The 18,284-nt window shown below is 68.8% G+C and carries 16 protein-coding genes; 5 read left to right on the plus strand and 11 right to left on the minus strand.

Annotation, left to right across the window (positions count from 1 at the left end; genetic code table 11):
• Positions 1-22 precede the first annotated feature (22 nt).
• Positions 23-601, plus strand: coding sequence for a GNAT family N-acetyltransferase (locus ACSHXC_RS06725; protein ID WP_438290685.1), 579 nt, complete (start codon positions 23-25; stop codon positions 599-601).
• Here ACSHXC_RS06725 and ACSHXC_RS06730 read toward each other — a convergent pair.
• The gene (locus tag ACSHXC_RS06730; RefSeq protein ID WP_438290686.1) at positions 541-1,596 is read right to left on the minus strand and encodes a bile acid:sodium symporter family protein; all 1,056 of its coding nucleotides are present in this window, start codon (positions 1,594-1,596) and stop codon (positions 541-543) included. The genes ACSHXC_RS06725 and ACSHXC_RS06730 overlap by 61 nt on opposite strands.
• 153 nt (positions 1,597-1,749) lie before the next feature.
• Here ACSHXC_RS06730 and ACSHXC_RS06735 point away from each other — a divergent pair, with 153 nt between their 5' ends.
• On the plus strand, positions 1,750-2,625 hold the full coding sequence (locus ACSHXC_RS06735) for a LysR substrate-binding domain-containing protein (RefSeq protein ID WP_438296462.1): 876 nt from the start codon (positions 1,750-1,752) through the stop codon (positions 2,623-2,625).
• Between the two features lie 79 nt (positions 2,626-2,704).
• On the opposite strand, the gene ACSHXC_RS06740 is transcribed toward ACSHXC_RS06735, so the two are convergent.
• Positions 2,705-3,679: an Lrp/AsnC family transcriptional regulator gene (locus ACSHXC_RS06740; protein WP_438290687.1), complete on the minus strand. Its 975-nt coding sequence runs from the start codon at positions 3,677-3,679 to the stop codon at positions 2,705-2,707.
• 124 nt (positions 3,680-3,803) lie between these two features.
• Between ACSHXC_RS06740 and ACSHXC_RS06745 the strand changes: the two genes are divergently transcribed.
• Positions 3,804-5,354 (plus strand): MFS transporter, encoded by a 1,551-nt coding sequence (locus ACSHXC_RS06745; RefSeq protein WP_438290688.1) that lies wholly within the window; start codon positions 3,804-3,806, stop codon positions 5,352-5,354.
• A 313-nt stretch (positions 5,355-5,667) separates the two neighbouring features.
• The gene (locus ACSHXC_RS06750; protein ID WP_438290689.1) at positions 5,668-7,467 is read left to right on the plus strand and encodes an AMP-dependent synthetase/ligase; all 1,800 of its coding nucleotides are present in this window, start codon (positions 5,668-5,670) and stop codon (positions 7,465-7,467) included.
• Between the two features lie 62 nt (positions 7,468-7,529).
• Here the strand turns inward: ACSHXC_RS06750 and ACSHXC_RS06755 are convergent, their stop codons facing one another.
• Positions 7,530-7,676: a hypothetical protein gene (locus ACSHXC_RS06755; protein ID WP_438290690.1), complete on the minus strand. Its 147-nt coding sequence runs from the start codon at positions 7,674-7,676 to the stop codon at positions 7,530-7,532.
• A 156-nt stretch (positions 7,677-7,832) separates the two neighbouring features.
• Positions 7,833-8,147 carry a hypothetical protein gene (locus ACSHXC_RS06760; protein ID WP_438290691.1) on the minus strand — a complete coding sequence of 105 codons (315 nt, stop codon included), beginning with the start codon at positions 8,145-8,147 and terminating at the stop codon, positions 7,833-7,835.
• Positions 8,148-8,479: 332 nt separating this feature from the next.
• On the opposite strand from ACSHXC_RS06760, the gene ACSHXC_RS06765 reads away from it, so the two are divergent.
• Complete coding sequence (locus tag ACSHXC_RS06765; RefSeq protein ID WP_438290692.1) at positions 8,480-8,881, plus strand: VOC family protein; 402 nt, start codon at positions 8,480-8,482, stop codon at positions 8,879-8,881.
• Positions 8,882-8,990: 109 nt separating this feature from the next.
• Here the strand turns inward: ACSHXC_RS06765 and ACSHXC_RS06770 are convergent, their stop codons facing one another.
• The 7 genes from ACSHXC_RS06770 to ACSHXC_RS06800 all read right to left on the minus strand — a co-directional run bounded on the left by ACSHXC_RS06770 (position 8,991) and on the right by ACSHXC_RS06800 (position 18,281).
• Complete coding sequence (locus ACSHXC_RS06770) at positions 8,991-11,072, minus strand: PQQ-dependent sugar dehydrogenase (RefSeq protein WP_438290694.1); 2,082 nt, start codon at positions 11,070-11,072, stop codon at positions 8,991-8,993.
• A gap of 11 nt (positions 11,073-11,083) precedes the next feature.
• A complete protein-coding gene (locus ACSHXC_RS06775) occupies positions 11,084-12,349 on the minus strand; it encodes a glycosyl hydrolase family 8 (RefSeq protein WP_438290695.1) in 1,266 nt (421 codons plus the stop codon).
• Positions 12,350-12,360: 11 nt separating this feature from the next.
• Entirely contained in the window at positions 12,361-13,377 is a 1,017-nt protein-coding gene (locus ACSHXC_RS06780; protein ID WP_438290696.1) for a chitinase, read from the minus strand.
• A 176-nt stretch (positions 13,378-13,553) separates the two neighbouring features.
• Entirely contained in the window at positions 13,554-13,886 is a 333-nt protein-coding gene (locus ACSHXC_RS06785) for a hypothetical protein (protein ID WP_438290697.1), read from the minus strand.
• The gene (locus ACSHXC_RS06790; RefSeq protein ID WP_438290698.1) at positions 13,886-15,832 is read right to left on the minus strand and encodes a discoidin domain-containing protein; all 1,947 of its coding nucleotides are present in this window, start codon (positions 15,830-15,832) and stop codon (positions 13,886-13,888) included. Before ACSHXC_RS06790 ends, ACSHXC_RS06785 begins: the two co-directional genes overlap by 1 nt.
• Positions 15,829-17,469: a glycoside hydrolase family 28 protein gene (locus ACSHXC_RS06795; protein WP_438290699.1), complete on the minus strand. Its 1,641-nt coding sequence runs from the start codon at positions 17,467-17,469 to the stop codon at positions 15,829-15,831. The genes ACSHXC_RS06790 and ACSHXC_RS06795 overlap by 4 nt, the downstream gene beginning before the upstream one ends.
• Positions 17,470-17,492: 23 nt before the next feature.
• Positions 17,493-18,281: a Tat pathway signal sequence domain protein gene (locus ACSHXC_RS06800; protein ID WP_438290700.1), complete on the minus strand. Its 789-nt coding sequence runs from the start codon at positions 18,279-18,281 to the stop codon at positions 17,493-17,495.
• Positions 18,282-18,284: the final 3 nt, after the last annotated feature.

Below are 18,284 nucleotides of genomic sequence, written 5' to 3' on the forward strand. Positions count from 1 at the left end.
CGTTTCATACGATCCTCCCCGCATGGATCTCCCACCGCGGGTCATCGAAGTGGACGACACTCTCACGCTGCGCGCGTTCGACGCCGAGGCGGACCTTCCGGAATTCTTCCGGGTCATCGAGGAGTCGCTGGAGCACCTGCGCCCGTGGATGCCCTGGGTTGCCGAGCACGGTCTGGCCAGGACCATCGACTTCCTGGCCCGCCGTGCCGAACACTGGGCGAGCGGTGACGGGTTCACCTACGCGATCGTGCTGGACGGAGCCATCGTCGGCGCCTGCGGACTCTTCCGGCGGGACAGCACCCAGGACGAGGTGCGCGAGATCGGCTATTGGCTGCACCCGGCCGCCACCGGCCGAGGCGTGGCCACGCGGACCGCCCGCGGCCTGGTCGACCAGGCCTTCCGGCTGCCCGGTGTCGACGTCGTCGAGGTCGTCCACGACGTGGCCAACCTCGCCAGCGGCGCCGTCCCGGCCCGTCTCGGCTTCAGCGAGTATCTCCGCCGCCCCAACGAACCCCTCGCCCCCGCCGAGACCGGCGAGCATCAGGTGTGGCGGCTGACTCGCCGCGAAGCCGAGGCCGGCTCTGCCACCAAGGCTTCTTGATGATCCCGCTGGTGCTCGGGCGCCACATCCCGGGCCCGGCGCTTGGCGATCACCGCGCAGACCATCAGCTGCATCTGGTGGAACAGCATCAGCGGCAGCACCGCCAGTGAGGCCTGGGGGCCGAACAGGACGCTCGCCATGGGGAGGCCGGCGGCCAGGCTCTTCTTCGAGCCGGCGAACTGGATCGCGATCCGGTCGCCCCGGCCGAACCCGAGCCGCTTGGCCCCGTACCAGGTCAGCGCGAGCATCGCGGCCAGCAGTACGGCCTCGACGGCGAGCAGCGCGCCGAGCCTGGCCACGCTCACCTGGTGCCAGATGCCGCGGACCATGCCCTCGCTGAACGCGCTGTAGACGACCAGCAGGATCGAGCCCCGGTCGACGTACCCAAGCACCTTCTTGTTCCTGACGAGGAACCCGCCGACCCAGCGCCGCAGGAACTGCCCGGCCAGGAACGGCACCAGGAGCTGCAGGACGATCTTCAGGAGCGAGTCCGCGGAGAAGCCGCCCCCGCTGTTGCCAAGGAGACCCGCGGCGAGCAGCGGGGTGAACAGGATTCCGGCGATGCTGGAGAAGGAACCCGCGCAGATCGCGGCGGGTACGTTGCCGCGGGCGATCGAGGTGAACGCGATCGACGACTGGATCGTGGAGGGCACGAGGCAGAGGAACAGCAGACCGTTGTAGAGGTCCGGCGTCAGGACGAACGGGACGAGCCCCTTCGCCGCCAGGCCGAGCAGCGGAAACGCCACGAACGTGCAGGTCAGCACGGCCACATGGAGCCGCCAGTGGCGCAGTCCGTCCATCGCCTCACGGGTTGAGAGCCGGGCTCCGTACAGGAAGAACAGGAGCGCGACGGCTCCGGTCGAGGCGCCGCTCGCGACATGGGCGGCCGGCCCCGAGGCCGGGAGCAGGGCCGCGATTCCCACCGTGCCGAGCAGCGCCAGTATGTACGGGTCGATCGGCAGCCAGGACGGCAGCTTCGGAGTGCGGCGTCTCATGTGCTCCACTTACGGTGCGTTTATGTGTGTCCGGTGGCGTACGGGCCCGGATCGTGCCCTCTCGATGGTCCTCCTCTTCCGCCCGATCGGGAATCCCGTACACCACTCTCACTGTCATCACGTTCCACAATGAGCAGCGCTACCGTGGGCGGCATGTACGACGCGAACCAGCTGCGGACTTTTCTCGCCGTCGCCCAGACCCTGAACTTCACGCAGGCCGCACGGAGGCTCGGGCTGCGGCAGTCGACGGTGAGCCAGCATGTGCGCCGCCTGGAGGACGCGGCCGGGCGGCAGCTGTTCAACCGGGACACGCACAGTGTGCGGCTGACGGAGGACGGCGAGGCGATGCTCGGCTTCGCGCGGACGATCCTGGCCGCGCACGAGCGGGCCGCCAACTACTTCACCGGGACGCGGCTGCGCGGCCGGCTGCGGTTCGGCGCCTCCGAGGACTTCGTCCTGACGAGGCTGCCGGAGATCCTCCAGTCGTTCCGCCGCGATCACCCCGAGGTCGACCTGGAGCTGACGGTCGAGCTGTCCGGGACCTTGCACCGGCGCCTTGAGGCGGGCCGCCTCGACCTGGTGCTCGCCAAGCGCCGCCCCGGCGACAGCCACGGCGAGCTGGTGTGGACGGACGAGCTGTGCTGGATCGGGGCGCCCGGGCTGCGGCTCGACGCCGAGCGGCCCGTCCCGCTGATCCTGTTCCCGCCGCCCGGCATCACGCGGGCGCGGGCGCTCGAAGTCCTGGAGGAACATGGGCGTTCCTGGCGCATCGCCTGTACGAGCGGCAGCCTGAGCGGCCTGATCGCGGCGGCCCGGGCCGGCCTCGGCGTGATGGCCCACACCCGCGGTCTGATCCCGCCCGGCCTCGCCCCGCTCCCGGCCCGGACGGGTCTGCCGGAGCTCGGCGGAGTGGACTTCGTGCTGCTGCACAACCGGCGGGACTCGGCCGCGCAGGAGGCGGCGGGCGCGCTGGCCTCGGCGATCCTGGCGGGCGGCGACCGGCTGCACGCGGGGCGCCGGACGGGCTGAGACCTGTGTAGGCCGGGCGGGGAACCTGTGTGTAAATGCCGTCCGCAGGCCGGACTGGTTCAGACGCGGGCTCTGCGCGCTAGCGGGTCGGCCCCGGAACGCTGAGCTGTTTGATGCGGCGCAGCTTCGTCGTCGTCTCGATGTGCTGGATGCCGTCGAGGGTGCCGAGCCTGCCGCTGAGGTAGGCGTAGAGCTCGGCCGTGCCGCGGGTCAGGACCGTCGCGACCAGGTTGGAAGGGCCGGCGGAGGCCGAGACGAAGGCGACCTCCGGGTGCCGGGCGATGGCTTCGCCGACGCTGTGCAGGGCGGCGGGGGCGGCCGTGATCCACAGTGTGGTGCCGACCGGGAAGCCGATGTCCTCGGGACGGTACTCGACGTCGATGTACAGGGCGCGCGAGGCGAGCAGTGCGGCGAGCCTGCGTTTGACCGCCGACTCCGAGCGCCCGGTGGCGAGTTGGAGCTCGGGGTAGGTGGCGCGGCCGTCCCGTTCCAGGGCCTGGACGAGGGGCTCGTCGTCCGGTGTGATGCGGCCGGGGACGGCGGGCCGCGGCAGCTCCGTGTGCAGGGCCGCGGCCTGTGCCTCGCTGAGCGCACCGGACTTCATGAGCCAGCCGTCGCTGCCCCCGAAGAACGTGTGCAGCATCTGGTAGGCGCGGATCTCGACGATGCGCGGGGTGCGCGGCAGCTTGCCCAGCATCAGCTCGTCGCGCTCGCCGTCGCTGCGCGGCCGGGTCATGCAGATCACCTCGGTGCCGCCCGCGGCCAGCGCGATCCATGCCGTGTCGGGCCGGCGGGCCAGGGCGGTCGCGATGGCCTCCGCGCTGTCCGGGGTGCAGCGAAGCCGCAGCATCCACTGGTCCTGGCCGAACCGCTGGCCGTCACGGACCGCGACGACCTTCAGGCCGACGTCGGCGCACAGCCTGCGGTAGCGGCGGGCGATGGTCTGGTCGGAGACGCCGAGTACGGCGGCGATCCGGCTGAACGCGGCCCGCCCGTCGCGCTCCAGCGCATGAAGGAGCTGCCGGTCGAGCTCGTCGAGACTGTGGGATTCCATGCGCTGAAACCGCTCTCCTGTCGAATTCCGGCGGACTCGCACCGCCAACCGTCCGGATCGTCCGGTGATCACCGATCGTACGGAGGTACACGCACTGACCGGAAGATCTCGGGGAGTTGAGGACATGCGTATATGGGGGCCGCTGACGGCGGTGTGCCTGGGGACGTTCATGTTGTTGCTGGACGTGTCGATCGTGGTGGTGGCGCTGCCGGACATGGCGCGGGCGCTGAACGCCTCGCTCAGCGATCTGCAGTGGGTGATCGACGTGTACGCGCTGGCGCTTGCCGCGCTGCTGCTCGGAGCGGGAGCCGCGGCCGATGTGCTGGGCCGGCGACGGGTGCATGTGGCGGGGACGGCGGTGTTCGCACTCGCCTCGCTGGGCTGTGGGCTCGCCTCGAACGCCGGGCTCCTGGTGGCGGCCCGAGCAGTGCAGGGTATGGGTGCCGCCGCCATGTTCGCCACCACACTGCCGTTGCTCGGCACTGTGTACCAGGGCAAGCAGCGTTCCGTGGCGCTGGGTATGTGGGGTGCGGTCAGTGGCGGCGCCGCGGCGGTCGGCCCGGTCGTCGGCGGGCTGCTCACCGAGGGGCCCGGCTGGCGTTGGATCTTCTTCGTCAACCTGCCGGTGAGCGTGGCATCGGTGTGGCTCACCCTGCGCGTCGTACCGGAGTCGAAGGGGGCGCCGGGACGTCGGGTCGACTGGGCGGGCACGGCGGCGTTCGCCTGCTTCGCGGGTGCGGCGACGTACGCCACGGTGCGGGCGGGCGATGTGGGATGGACCTCGGTGTCCACCCTTGGCGCCTACGGCGTCGCCGCACTCTCTCTGCTCGTGTTCGCGGTGGTGGAGCGGCGGGCCGCGCATCCCCTGCTCGACATGGCGCTGCTGCGCAGGCCCGCACTGGTTGGTGTGCTGCTCGGGGCCTTCGGTTTCAGCATCGCGGCGTTCGGGGCCGTCCCGTACCTCTCGATCTGGCTGCAGACCGTACTCGGTATGAGTCCGCTGCGCGGAAGCCTGGTGCTGCTGCCGCTGGCCGGAACTTCCTTTGTGGTGGCGGCAGTCGGCGGTCGGCTGCTCCACGGGGTGCCGGCCAGGTTCGTGATCGGCGGCGGGCTGCTGCTGGTCGGGATCGGCGGGTTCTGCATGGCGGTCCTGGACGCCGGATCGGGCTGGCCCGCGCTGATCCCTGGACTCGCGCTGGTCGGTGTCGGTACGGGTCTGGTGTCGCCGGGGCTCGGTGGCGCCGCCCTCGCCGCGGTGCCGCCGGCCAGGGCGGGGATGGCGGGCGGCGCGGTGAACACGTTCCGCCAGCTCGGGTACGCGCTGGGCGTCGCCGTCCTCGGCACGGTGCTGACCTCGCGGATGCAGGACACGCTGGGGGCCGCGGCGCACACCGTGGCGGGCGGGGGTGCCGGGTCACTGCGCGACACGGCATCCGACCACATGGCGTCCAACCACATGGTCTCCGAGCACATAGGGTCCGATCACATAGCGCTCGACCACATGGTGCGTGCCGCTTTCGCGTCCGGCTTGAACTCGGTGGCGGTGGTTGCGGGAACGGCCGGGATCGTGGCGGGTGTGCTGGTGCTCGCCCTCGTGCGCGCTCGGCGCGAGCGGCCCGCCGAAGACAGCCGGGACCTGGGGCAGGAGCACATGCCAGTGGCAGAGACCGTGTAGGTGCGGCGTGCGGGGACGGAGCGTGGTCCGGACCAAACCCCGCACAGCCGTGGGCTGAGGGTGACCGGAGCGTACAGATTCCGTGGAGATTGCCTTCCGTAGAACCTACCTTTGAGTCAGCAATGCGCCCGAGCGGTCCCCATGTGGGCCCGTTTCGGGCGCTGACCTGTGAAGACGCCGTCCGTCTCGACTTACAGGAGACCCCTGTCACCGAAACTCTCTGTGGGGTACGGTCACCGCGCTGTGCGGAGCGCCACCGGGAGTGGCCACCCCGGAGGGAGGCAGGTCATTGCGCGAGTTCACGGTCCCACCCATGACGACGGCGCCTCAGGTCGGCGGGCTGGCGGACGCTGTCTTCGACCATGCCCTGGACGACCCCCACCGCGTCGCCCTCTGCCGCAAGGACGACTCCGGCAAGTGGCAGGACGTGACCGCCGCCGCGTTCCGGGACCAAGTGTTCGCGCTGGCCAAGGGGTTGATCGCGGACGGAGTGCGGTTCGGGGACCGGGTCGCCGTCATGGCGCGCACCCGCTACGAGTGGACGCTCTTCGACTTCGCCCTGTGGACGATCGGGGCCCAGCCGGTGCCGATCTACCCGACGTCGTCGGCCGAGCAGGTCTTCTGGATGCTGCACGACTCCGAGGTCACCGCGTGTGTGGTGGAGCACGAGGACCACGTGATGACGATCGGCTCGGTCGTCGACCGCCTCCCCCACCTCAAACGCCTGTGGCAGCTGGACACCGGGGCGCTGGAAGAACTGCTCAGAATCGGTGAGTCCATCGACGACGAAGTGGTCCACCGCCACCGGCGGGCCGTGACACCGGAGTCGGTGGCCACCGTCATCTACACCTCGGGCACCACAGGCCGCCCCAAAGGGTGTGTGATCACCCACGCCAACTTCATGTTCGAGACGGACATGCTGATCTCCCGCTGGGAGCCGGTGTTCCACTCCCGCCCCGGCGACGAGGCGTCCACACTGCTGTTCCTGCCGCTGGCCCATGTTTTTGGCCGCATGGTGGAGATCGCCGCGATCCGGGGCCGGGTGAAGCTGGGCCACCAGCCCGCCCTCTCCGCGTCCGCGCTACTGCCCGACCTGCAGTCCTTCCGGCCCACCTTCATCCTCGCGGTCCCGTACATCTTCGAGAAGGTCTTCAACGCGGCCCGGCGCAAGGCCGAGGCGAACGGGAAGACGGGGCCGTTCGACAAGTCCGTCGACATCGCGGTCAAGTATGCGGAGGCCCTGGAGCAGAAGGCCTTCGGCCTCGGGCCCGGCCCCTCGGCGGCGCTGCGGATGCAGCACCAGTTCTTCGAGAAAACGGTGTACGGCAAGGTCCGGGACGCGATGGGCGGGCGGGTGCGGCACGCCATGTCGGGCGGCTCCAGCATGGGCCGCAGACTCGGCCTGTTCTTCGAGGGCGCGGGCGTCACGATCTACGAGGGCTACGGCCTGACCGAGTCGACCGCAGCCGCGACCGCCAATCCCCCCGAGCGCACCCGGTACGGCACGGTCGGCCAGCCCATCCCCGGCACCACCGTGCACATCGCCGACGACGGAGAGGTGTGGATCCACGGCGGGCAGGTGTTCTCCGGCTACCTCAACGAGCCGAAGGCCACCGAGTCCGTACTCCGCGAGGGCTGGCTGGCCACCGGGGACATCGGGGCGCTCGACGAGGACGGCTACCTCACCATCACCGGGCGCAAGAAGGAGATCCTGGTGACCTCGGGAGGCAAGAGCGTGTCACCGGTCGCCCTGGAGGAACGGGTGCGAGCCCATCCCCTGGTCGCCCAGTGCATCGTGGTCGGCAACGACCGCCCGTACATCGCGGCCCTCGTCACCCTCGACCAGGAGGGCGTGGACCACTGGCTCGCCATGCGCAACAAGCCCCCGCTCACCCCCTCCGAGCTGGTACGCGACCCGGATCTGGAGACCGAGGTACGCCGCGCGGTGGTCGCCGCGAACACCCTGGTCTCCCAGGCGGAGTCGATCCGCACGTTCCGGATACTGGCCCACCAGTTCACCGAGGAACACGGCCTCCTCACGCCGTCCCTGAAGCTGAAGCGCCGGGCGATCGAGAACGCCTACGAGGTCGAGGTGGACGCGCTCTATCGGTGAGGGGCATGCGACCGGGGGGAAACCGGGCGCACTCGGCGCTGCGACAAGCCGATGTTTCGGCCCTACAGAATGCCGATGTTGGTGAGTGGGATGTTCCAGTCGTTGCTCTCGGCATGTCGGCCGGGGCCGTCCTGAGCCGCTGCCGGTACGGCGAACAGCATCAGCGCGGTGACGACGACGGCCAGGACGGCGATGACATGACGCTTCACAATTCCTCCTCGACGACGGCGGTACCGACCCACGCTGCTCCGAGCCTGGGGTATGAGCACTGCATGCCCCGACGCAGACGCGAAGCGGGGCATGCAGCAACTGCCGAAACCGGCATACCTACAGAGAGCGCCCCTTGGGGCGTAGTGCAGTTGGGTCTATCGCATGCCGCCATACGTGGCCACGGCATTGGCCTGCGAGCTGGCCACAGCAGTGCCGCCCCCATAGGCCACGGCGTTGGCCTGCGAGCTGGCGACCGCGACGGCCCGCGGATAGACGGGGGCGGGGGCTGGGGCGGGGGCGGGGGCGTCATAGCCGGGGGAGACGGGGGCGTCGTAGCCCGGGGCGGCGGGGGCGTCATAGCCCGGGGCGGCGGGGGCGTCGTAGCCATCGGCGAAGCTGACTCCGACACCGAGGGCGGACAGCCCCGTGACCGCTGCGATTACGACGGCAGCGCGCTGAAACTTGCGCATGGTTTGGCCCTTTCCTACCTGGGCGCGAAGCCCTGGGTTGATTGCTCAGCGTGAAGATATATATAAAAATCGCGGCAATCTGGGACCTTTGCCCTGCCATGTGTCGTGTCGGCTCCCGGCGAGACACCTCAGCCCCTGTCCTGTGCGGTGAGGCGGACGCCGACTCAACATGGGCCAGGACATGTGGAGTTGGTCCGTTCCGGGCGGGGTGAGGAAATTCCCCCCTTCCCTGTCACACCCGTCCGCCGGGCCGTGTCAGTGCGGTGAGACACAGCGACACCGCTACCGACAACGACCCACCTGGTGGGTCCGCCGGGTGAAGGGAAGACACCATGCTGACCAACGTCATGTACGTGACCATCTACGTCACCGACCAGGACCGCGCCCTCGACTTCTACACGGAGAAGCTCGGCCTGGAGAAGCGGCTCGACTTCCCGGGGCCCGACGGACGCTTCCTCACCGTGGGTGCTCCCGGGGGCGGGTTCGAGTTCATCCTGTGGTCGCACCCTGCCTCCGCGGGTCAGCCGGTCGAACCGGGTGCCACGCCCGGGCCGGTCATCCTCGAATCGGACGACCTGCGCGCCGACTTCAAGGTGCTGCGCGACCGCGGTGTCACATTCGACCTGCCGGAGCCGGAGGACTACCCGTTCGGCGTCCGCATCGAGGCCGTGGACCCCGACGGCAACCGCATCTCGCTGCGCCAGCGCGGCGGCGGAAGCCGCAACGACGCCTGACCCACCCATACGGCGCCCGCTTGCGGAGCGGCGCCGCCGACGTGCGGGGTGGCACTCCCCCGCACGTCAGCGGCGCTGGCTGCCCGTGTCAACTCCCCTTCTATCACCCCTACTTGACCAGCACCTTGAAGATCTTGTCCGAGCCTGCTCCCCCCGACCCGTTGTTGTCACCATTCGTGGTCGAGAGCCAGAACGCGTCCTCCCCCGGCACCTTGGTGACCGTACGCAGCCGACCGTACGAGCCCACGTAGTACGCCGTCGGTGTACCCACGTTCTCCGTGTCACCCGTGATCGGGATGCGCCAGAGGCGCTCGCCCTTGAGGGCCGCCATGTAGACGACGTTGCGGACGATGGCGATGCCGCTGGGCGAGGCCTGGCCGGTGGGCCAGCTGGCCTTCGGGTTGGTCATTCCGGCCGTGCTGCATGGGCCCTCACACGTCGGCCACCCGTAGTTGGCGCCCGGCTTGATGAGGTTCAGCTCGTCCTTCTTGCTGTCGCCGAACTCGGCTTCCCACAAACGGCCGTTGCGGTCGAACGCGAGGCCCTGCGGATTGCGGTGCCCGTAGCTGTAGACGTAGTTGTTGAACGGGTTGCCCGGGGCCGGCTTGCCGTCCGTGGTCATGCGCAGGATCTTGCCGTTGAGGGAGTTCTTGTCCTGGGCAAGGTTGGGCGTCTGGGCCTCGCCGGTCGAGGCGTACAGGTAGCCGTCGGGGCCGAACGCGAGGCGTCCGCCGTTGTGGTACCGGTTCTTCTTGATCCCCTGGAGCAGCACGGTGTAGTTGCCGAGAGCACTCCCGTTGTACGTCATGCGCACGACGCGGTTGCCTTCCGCCGCGGTGTGCATGAAGTACACATAGTGGTTGGTGGCCCACTTCGGGTCGACGGCGACGCCGAGCAGACCGCCCTCGCCGTCGGTGGTGACGGCGTTGGGAACGCTTCCCACCTGCGTCTTGGTTCCGTTCGGTGTCACCTTGTACACCTTGAAGCTGTCCCGCTCGGTGACCAGCGCGCTGGAGCTGTCCGGCATCCAGTAAGTCCCCCATGGGATGGTCCAGTTGCTGGAGAGCGTGGTGATGGAGGACGGGACTCCGCCGTCGGTCCGGCAGGTGGCCGTGGTGAAGGACACCGCGTTGCTGGCCGGCGATGTGTTGCCGCCCGCGTCCTTGGCGACGACGGTCAGCGAGTACGGACTGTCGCAGGCGAGACCGGTCAGGGTGGTGCTGGTGCCGGGCGGGCTGCCGGTGACCGCCTTGTAGACGTTGTCGCCGCTGCGCACCTCGTAGGCGGTGACACCCTTGTCGTCCGTGGAGGCGCCCCACTTCAGGTCCACGCTGTTGGCCGTGACGTTGGACGAGGTGAGGGTGCCCGGCTCGGTGGGCGGGGTGGTGTCGGTGCTGGGCGAGGTGGTGCAGTCGATCGCGGGGCTGGCCTGCGAGACGTTGCCGGCGGCGTCGCGGGCGAGCACTGTCAGGTTGTAGGTGGTGTTGGGGGTGAGCCCGGTGAGGTGGTCGGTGGTGAGGTTCCCGTCCACCTCATTGATCTTGTTGCCGTGTTCGTAGACGTCGTACTTCGCGACGCCCACGTTGTCGGTGGAGGCGCCCCAGCTCAGTGTGAGGGCGCTCTCGGTGACCGCCGAACAGGTGGGTGTCCCGGGCCGGGTGGGGGCTTGGGTGTCGCCGCCCGATGCCCCGCCGAAGTCGATGTAGTCGATGTTGGCGAGGCCGTCGGCGGTGGTCGAGGCGAGGCGGATCCTGTTGCTGCCCGCCTTGACCGCCACCGTCAGGGTGGAGTCGGCCCACGTGTCCCAATTCGTAGTGGCGTTGAAGGCGCGGGCGGCGGACACGACCGTGCCGTTGACCGACACGTCGGCGGGGCGGTTGGCGCCGGTGCCGTTCGCGTAGCGGATGGCGATGGTCGCGTTGCCCGCGGCGGCCGCGTCGACGGTCACCTCGACGTAGGCGCCGACCGCGTTGTTGGAGTTGACGAATCCGGTGCCGGAGTAGTTCTTGTGGTTGGTGTCGACGGTGCTGCCGGTCGAGCGGGTGCCGCTCTCGGCCTCGTAGCGGGTGGGTGCGGCGGAGGCCGGCTGCGGTGCCGCCTGCACCAGGCCCGCGCAGAGCAGCAGCACGCCGGCCGCGGCCACCTTCCGGGCCCGGCCTCTCGCGGGGCGTGGGGGTGTTGCGAGACGCATGTGATCCTCCGTCAAGAACCTTGTGGCACCCAGTAGTTGCCGGATGCCACGATCATGGACTGGAGCTGCACGCTGGCGCCGTAGTAGAGCTTCGGGTCCACCGGAGAGGCGGCCAGCTTGCTCCAGAGCGCGTCGAGCCAGGCCTGGGAGCCGGGGTCGGTGAGCGCGGCGACGGCGAACGGCGCGGTGAAGGCCATGTCCTTGCCGCTGTCGAACGCCGAGCCGTTGAGGTGGTAGCCGGTGACGACCTTGCTCGGGTCGCCGCCGGTCTTGCTCTTGATCCAGCCGTTGAGTTTGCGCGCGGAGGCGAGCGAGGCGGCATCCCCACCGGTCACCGCGTCCGCACCGATCCGCCACGCGTCACGGCAGGCGTTCCAGCCGTAGTCGCCGTCGTTGGCGGATTCGAGCACCTTGCCCGGGGCGGGTTTGGGCGTGCTGTTGGTGTTCACGACGAAGTCGGCCAACAGACCGGTGTCCGCAGCGTACTTGGACTGCTGAGAGGTGATGAGCTTCTGATGTGCCGCGCGCACGGTGTCCCACGTACTGTCGCCCGTCGCCGACTTGAAGGCCCGGAAGTGGTCGCCCATCCAGTCCGAGGAGCGCGAGATCCAGTAGTGCGACTCCCCGGAGGTCGACCAGTCGCCGAGCAGCATCAGGTGCGTGGTGGGATTCACCTCGCTCTTCTTGATGGCGTTGATGTGCTTGACGGCCAGACTCTTGTAGTCGTACGTCCCCGAACTGCCCCACTGCTTGTCGGCGAGCAGCAGCCCGTACGCGACGTCGAGGTCGCCGTCGGTCGCCGAGTCGGAGCCGTCGACGCTCTTGCAGGACTTGTCCTGTTCGGCGGCGAGCAGTCCGGAGTTGTTCGACGAGGGGTGGGCGAGGACGTACTTGACCATGCCGTCGAAGATCTTCTTGGCATCGTTGTCGGCGCCCGCCATCAGCGCGGTGACCACCATGCCGTACCCCTGCCCCTCCCCCACATAGGGGTGGTCGGCGTCGGGCGATTGCGTCTCGTACCAGCCGTTGCCACAGTTCTGCTTCACGAACGCGGCCTTCCATGCCTCGTACTTGTCGATCACTTGCCGGTCGATCGCCGCCTGGTTGCCGGACGGCCTCAACATGCCGTCCACGTAGGGGATTTGATGGCTTCCGAAGGGGGTGGCGGGGCCGCTGGGCGCGGCGGTCGCATACGGTGCGGCCGTCAGGGCGCCCGCGATGAGGCCCGCCGTCGCGGCAAGGGCCGAGAGCGCTCTCCTGTACTGCTGATGCGTCATGTCGCCCGCCCTCAACCCGCGTACTGGGAGACGATTTTGGTGAAGGCGTACGGGGACTGACCGACCCCGCTGCACGAGTCGCCGGCGCTCCCGCCCCCGGAGCACTGCCGGTCGCGGTTGACCGCCCAGAACGTGAAGCGCGCTATGTGGTGCTGTTTGGCGTAGCCGAGCATGGTCTGGAAGTCGCCGGTGGTGACGGTCTCGTCGGACTCGTCGGTCTTGCCGTTCATGGAGGACACGCCGATGTGCCGGTAGGCGGTGTCGTCGCTGTAGCTGTAGGCGCTCTTCACCGCCGCCTTCAGGCCTTCGAGAGCGCTCACCGTGGCCGAGCCCATCGACCCGCTGTGGCTGCCGAAGTCGAACGGCATGATCGTCCAGCCGTCGTTGGCGAGCCCGGCAGCCGCCCCCTTCTTGATCAGGTCCTTGCCGATGGCGTCGGGCCCGTTCGGGGTGGTGCCCATGGTCACGTAGGTGACGATGCCGGGGTTGTTGCTCTTGACGATCTTCAGCGCGCTCACCACCCGCTGCCGCACGGTGGCGTTCGAGAACTCGGTGTCCTCGATGTCGATATCGAGCGCCTTCAGGTGGTACGCGTTGATCACTTTCTGGTACGCGCCTGCGAGCGCCGAGGCGCTGGAGCACTTCTCGCCGAGCTTGTTGCCGCTCCAGCCGCCGACGGAGACGACCACGTCGCCGCCCGCACCGCGGATGGATTCGATCGCGCTCTCGTCGGAGCCGCCGGTCAGCGCGCGCGAACCGTCCCACTTCGGGTTGCAGCCGCCGTCGGACAGGATGAAGGCGAGCGTGAACCACTTGACGCCGGTCGCCGCCATGACATCGGTGGGCTTCTGCGGATTGCCCCAGCCGAGGTACTCGTACGGGGCGACCGCCATGGCGCCGGACGCGGCGGCCGCCTGCGGGACATCGGCTGCACTGGCCTGTGGGACGGTGGCGATCAGGGGCAGGACCAGACAGCCTGCGCCGGCGAGGGCCGCGATGAGACGGCGCGGGGGTACGGCAGTGTGCACGGGGGTTCCTTCCGTAGGGCTTGCGGGGGCCTGGGGGATGGGTTCTGGGGCACTGCAGCGCTGGGGAGCCGGGGATTTGCCTGAGGGGCGTGCACTCGGGGCTACTGGGGACTACGGGGTTGCGGAGCCTCTGTAGGAGCAGCGAAAGCCGCCATGTTAGGAAAGCTTCCTAACCATCACTGCATCGCAGTGCCTGGAGCGCCTGGTGTCAATGACTCGCGCGGGATCAATTCGCTTTCCCAGTACACGAGTTGAGCTCCGGAGGGCAGGCCGGACCGGGGTGACGGCGACCCCCGCCACCCCAGCCCGCTTCGGCGGCAGCCGCCCCCGGCGGCCCTGCCGAAGCTCTCGTCAGGGCGTCGTCGGCCGGGCCCTGACGAGGCGGGTCTCCCCCGGGCGGCGACGCCGTCCTGGTCCACGGCGAGGACCCGGTCGTTGGTGAGCATCGCCTTGTCCGTCGCGTTCAGGGCGGCGAGGTCGGTGCCGAGCAGGAGCGGGGAGGCCGCCATCACCCACAGGGTGAGCTGCGAGCGGCGCTGTTGGAGAGTGCGAAGTTGATGAGCCGACCGCTGGCGCGCAGCGCCCAGTCCCAGGCCTGGGCATCGGAACCGGACGGTGAGCCGGGAGCGCTCTCAGCTCCGGTGCGGGCCAGGGTCGCGGCCGAGCCCGTCGACGCGTAGGCGCTCCCGAGCCACGCCTCGTCGATCCGCAGCCGCTTGTAGCGGGCGGTGTCCGTCGAGGCCGCGTACGTGCTCGTCACCTCCAGGCGGACGTGGCCGGTGGAGACACCCGGAATGTCGATGAAGGCGACTCCCCGAGTGCTGGGCAGGGTGCCGGACTTCACCGGGCTCCCCCAGTTCCTGCCGTCCGCGCTGACGTACACCTTGTAGCCCTTGATCCGCGCCGACTGCTCGGTGTCGGACCGCGGGTAACTCACCGAGTCCTCTCGCTGGTTGATACCGAGATAGCGGACGGTCCTCGCCGTACCCAGGCTGAAGTCGAGCCGTACCGGGAGGGTCTTGTTGCTGTCCCAGTACGTGAGGTAGTCGCCATCCGCGGCAGCCGCCGCGCCATGCCCGCTCGCCGAGGCCGAGGCACTGATGGTGTAGTCGGCCGGGGCGATGATCCCGGTGCGCCCCTTCGTGGTCACCTTGAGGACGGTGTCGTACGGGTCCCACCCGGACAGGCCCGTGAGGCTGAGCGTTCCGCCGGACTGGCTGTACGAAATCGCCGCACCCGTACGGAGGTTGGTCACTCCGGTCACCTGGTAGCCGTTGTCGCGCAGCTTGAGGGTGGAGGTGCTTGGCGGGGTGATGACATGGATGTACTGGCGGTTCGGGTCGGTCTTGCTGATCGTGGTGACGCCCTGCGCGCCGTCGTTCCAGAACCCGGGTTTGAGGCCGCCGTACAGGTAGCCGCCGCCCTCGACGCCGTGCAGGGACTCCCAGATCGGCGCGAGGTAGCCGTTGGCGAAGTCGTTGAACGCGCTCTGGTTCGCCGGGAACTTGCCGTTCACCTGGGCCGTTTCCGCCATGAGGGCCTTCACCGACGAGCCGGCGTTGGTGATCAGCCGTCCGAGGGTGAGCTTCTTGTCCACGGCCGGGTTCGACCCGTCGTACCACCAGGCTCCGGTGGACGGCAGCTTGAAGTCGGCCTCGGTCAGGCGGGGCTGCGCGGTGTAGAGCGCCTGCGGGTAGTCGTACGACGGTGTCATGCCCGTCTTCTGCTCATTGCTGATCATGTCCATGATCGGCGTGTCTTCGTTGTTGTTGCTGATCGTGTAGTCGGGGCGCTTCTGGTAGATCTGCTGGTAGAGGTTGTGGCTGAGCCAGTAGTCGTTGTCGTTGTCGATCCAGAAGCCGCCGAGGTCGGGGTAGCGGTCCATGACCTCGAAGAAGTTGTCGTAGCTGAACTGCCCGAAGCCGTCCCGGGTGGTCAGGTCGACCTTGCTGCCCTTGTAGGCCGAGTAGCCGGCGGAGTCGAGCCACTCATGGCCTCCGTCGGTGTGCCACTGCGGGTCGTCCGTCATGTACAGGATGGTTTTGAGGCCCTTGGCCTTGGCGGCCGCGATCAGCTCGCCGAGGAAGTCGCGCTGGGTGGAGCAGCTGCCGGGGATCTTGGAGGGCCACGGCCGGGCGTAGCCGAGGCGGCTGTGAAAGGTGGCGAGGACAAGGTACTGGGCGTGCAGTTTCTGCGCCTCGTTCACCCAGTAGTCGGGGCTCCAGCCGCCGGCCGTGACGTCGGACTCCCAGGCGGAGCAGCTGGTGTGGGCGGGGGCGGTGCGCTCGCCCCAGTGCAGGAAGAGCCCGGCTGTGGAGGCGCGCAGGAAGTCCTGGCGCGGGTTCTGCAGATCGGCGCGGGCGGGGGCCTGGAGCGACAGTGCGCCGAGCACCAGGGACACCACGAGGAGGAGTCTTGTGGTCAGGCGGCCGCGTCTGGCCGAGTGCGCTCTCATACCGGTCCTTCCAGGTGGTCGAGGTGGGCCGCGCGATTCGCGGCGCCGGCGGTGACATGAGCCATTCCGGCACCGGTTTCGTGAGCGCCGCAGGACTGGGTGGAGCCGGTGCCGCCGATGCGCAGGGCGCCGCCGGTGGTGTTCTTGCTGTCGGTGACGCAGTAGCCGCCCGCCACGTTCTGGAAGCCCAGGTCGTACGGGCTCCTGCCGCCGCGCTGGACAGTGAAGCGGGTGAAGGCGACCGGGCCGCCGCCGTTGGCGATGACCGCGGGCCGCCCGTCGTCGGCGGCGGCGAACCGCACCGAACTGTCGGTGAAGGTGACGTGGTCGGCGTTGTGGAGATACCAGCCGTAGGCGGGCCGGGTGCTGATGGAGCTCGGGTTGTAGTCCGTCGCGTTGTTGCTCGGCGCTCCGGTGGACATGGCACCGTTGCCGCCCGGCACGGTGAGGTGGACCTCGGTGAACGTCACGCCGTCGATGTGATGCGCGCCGGACTCACCCCACAGGGTCGGCGAGAACGACGGGCTGTTGCCGGTTGCCGTGATGTTGTCGTATGTGACGCCGGAGATGTGGCCCACGTCCGGACTGTTGCCGCAGCGCTTTCTGGTGCCGGTCTTCAGCATGATCGGCGAGTGGACGTCGGTCATGGTGATGTCGCGGTAGTGGACGTCACTGATGTCGGCGCCGTCCATCGAGACCATGCCGAGCCCGGACTTGTCGGCGCCATTGATGGTGATGCCCTGGAACTGGTAGTCGGTGAAGTCGCCGCAGGTCTCCGAGCCGAACATCAGGGCATTGCAGCACTTCGCCGACAACTTGCTGTCGTGGACGGTCACATGACCATTCGTGAGCTTGGCACCCAGTGCGTAGTCGCTCTTGAAGACGAGGGCGTCGTCGTTGGCCGCGATGGTGGCGTTGGTGATGGTGACATGGGTCGTGCTGATGACGTTCCAGCCGTCGCGGTCACTCGCCGTGTCGATGGTCAGGTGGTCCGACGTGACGTGTGTGCAGCCGTTGATGAGAGCGGCGAAGTGGCCGCCTCGGCGCAGGGTGATACCGCCGCCCAGGGTGAGGCCGTCGCAGCGGGTCAGCGACAGGATCTTGTCGGCCTGGCCGGACTTGGGATTGCCGGTGATGAGGTTGCCGCCGCCGTCGATGACACCGGGCCCGGTGAAGCCGATGTTGGTCAGCCGGTCACCGTAGATCATCGCGTTGTGGAAGTGACTGTGCCCGTAGTCCTGGTACTGGTCGTACGGGTTGGGCTCGGGTGCGTCGTACTTGCCGGCGTCCGAGCCTTTCAGGGTCGCCCCGGAGTCGAGTTGCAGCGTGACGTCGGACTTCATATGGAGGGTGTTCTGCGACTTGTAGGTGCCGGAGGGGAACCGCACGGTCCCGCCGCCGGCAGCGTTGGCCGCGCTGATGGCCTTGTCGACGGCGAGGCTGTCATTGGCAGAGCCGTTTCCCTTGGCTCCGTAATCCTTGACGTTGAACTCGGGCGTGGAGGTGGGCAGTTGACTCTTCGGTGCCGGTCGGGCTGCGGATGGTGTGGCGAGTGCGGTGGTGGGTTGCACCAGAGCCAGTAACGCGGCAAGGAGCAGCCCGACGAGTGTGGGCCGCCTCTTCGTGAATGGGTGCATGTGCGCCTCTCCCTGACGAGTGGTCAGACAAGTTGGTAGCCGCGCAGATTGGTCAGGAGCAGATAGGTGTTCTGCAGGGACCCGGAGGCGTCACCCAGGGAGCGGTAGATACCCCACTTCGGGCGGACCCGGTCGGCGAGGAAGGTGTCGACGCCGGTCGCCGACTTGTCGATGACGGTCGCCCCGCCGCTCCTGAGGATCCAGCGCACCGAGCCCGCGGTCTTGTCACCGATCTTGATCTGGAAGTCGACGTCGGTCCATTTGTCATGGAGGGGGTCGAGGTTGGTGCGGCCTATGAGGGTCCCGCTGATGGGGAGTTGGAGCTCGATGGTCTGCATCCCGTTCACCCGGCGCAGCGACTGCACGACGATCGGCGAGGTGCCGTTGCCGGGCTGTTTCATCTGCATGATGTGGGTGAAGGTGGTGGTGGCCTTCAGCGAGCTCGGGATGAACAGGGAGTACGTGAGCCGCCAGGTCTGGCCGGGCAGCCACTTCAGGTACGAGCCGCCGTTGCGGAGCCCGGTGACCTCCTGGCGCTGCCGGTCGGTCATGGTGTCACGGTCGACAGTGTGCATGTTGAAGCGGAAGTTGTTGCCCTCGGGGAGGATGTGGGGGTGGCCGGCGGGGTGTGAGTTCGCCCGGTCGTCCTCGATCGTTTCGAAGGCCTTGAGCCCGTCGGTGGCCGCCGACGGCGCCCACTTCTGCTGCCAGTTCTGCTGCCGAGGCGTGGCATCCGCGCCGGCCCATGGCAGTCCGGCCGCCGCCGCGCCGCCCAGCGCGGACGCGAGCAGAGCCCTACGGGTGGGAGTCATCGA

This window comes from Streptomyces sp. HUAS TT7, from assembly GCF_051550175.1.
Classification (GTDB): Bacteria; Actinomycetota; Actinomycetes; order Streptomycetales; family Streptomycetaceae; genus Streptomyces.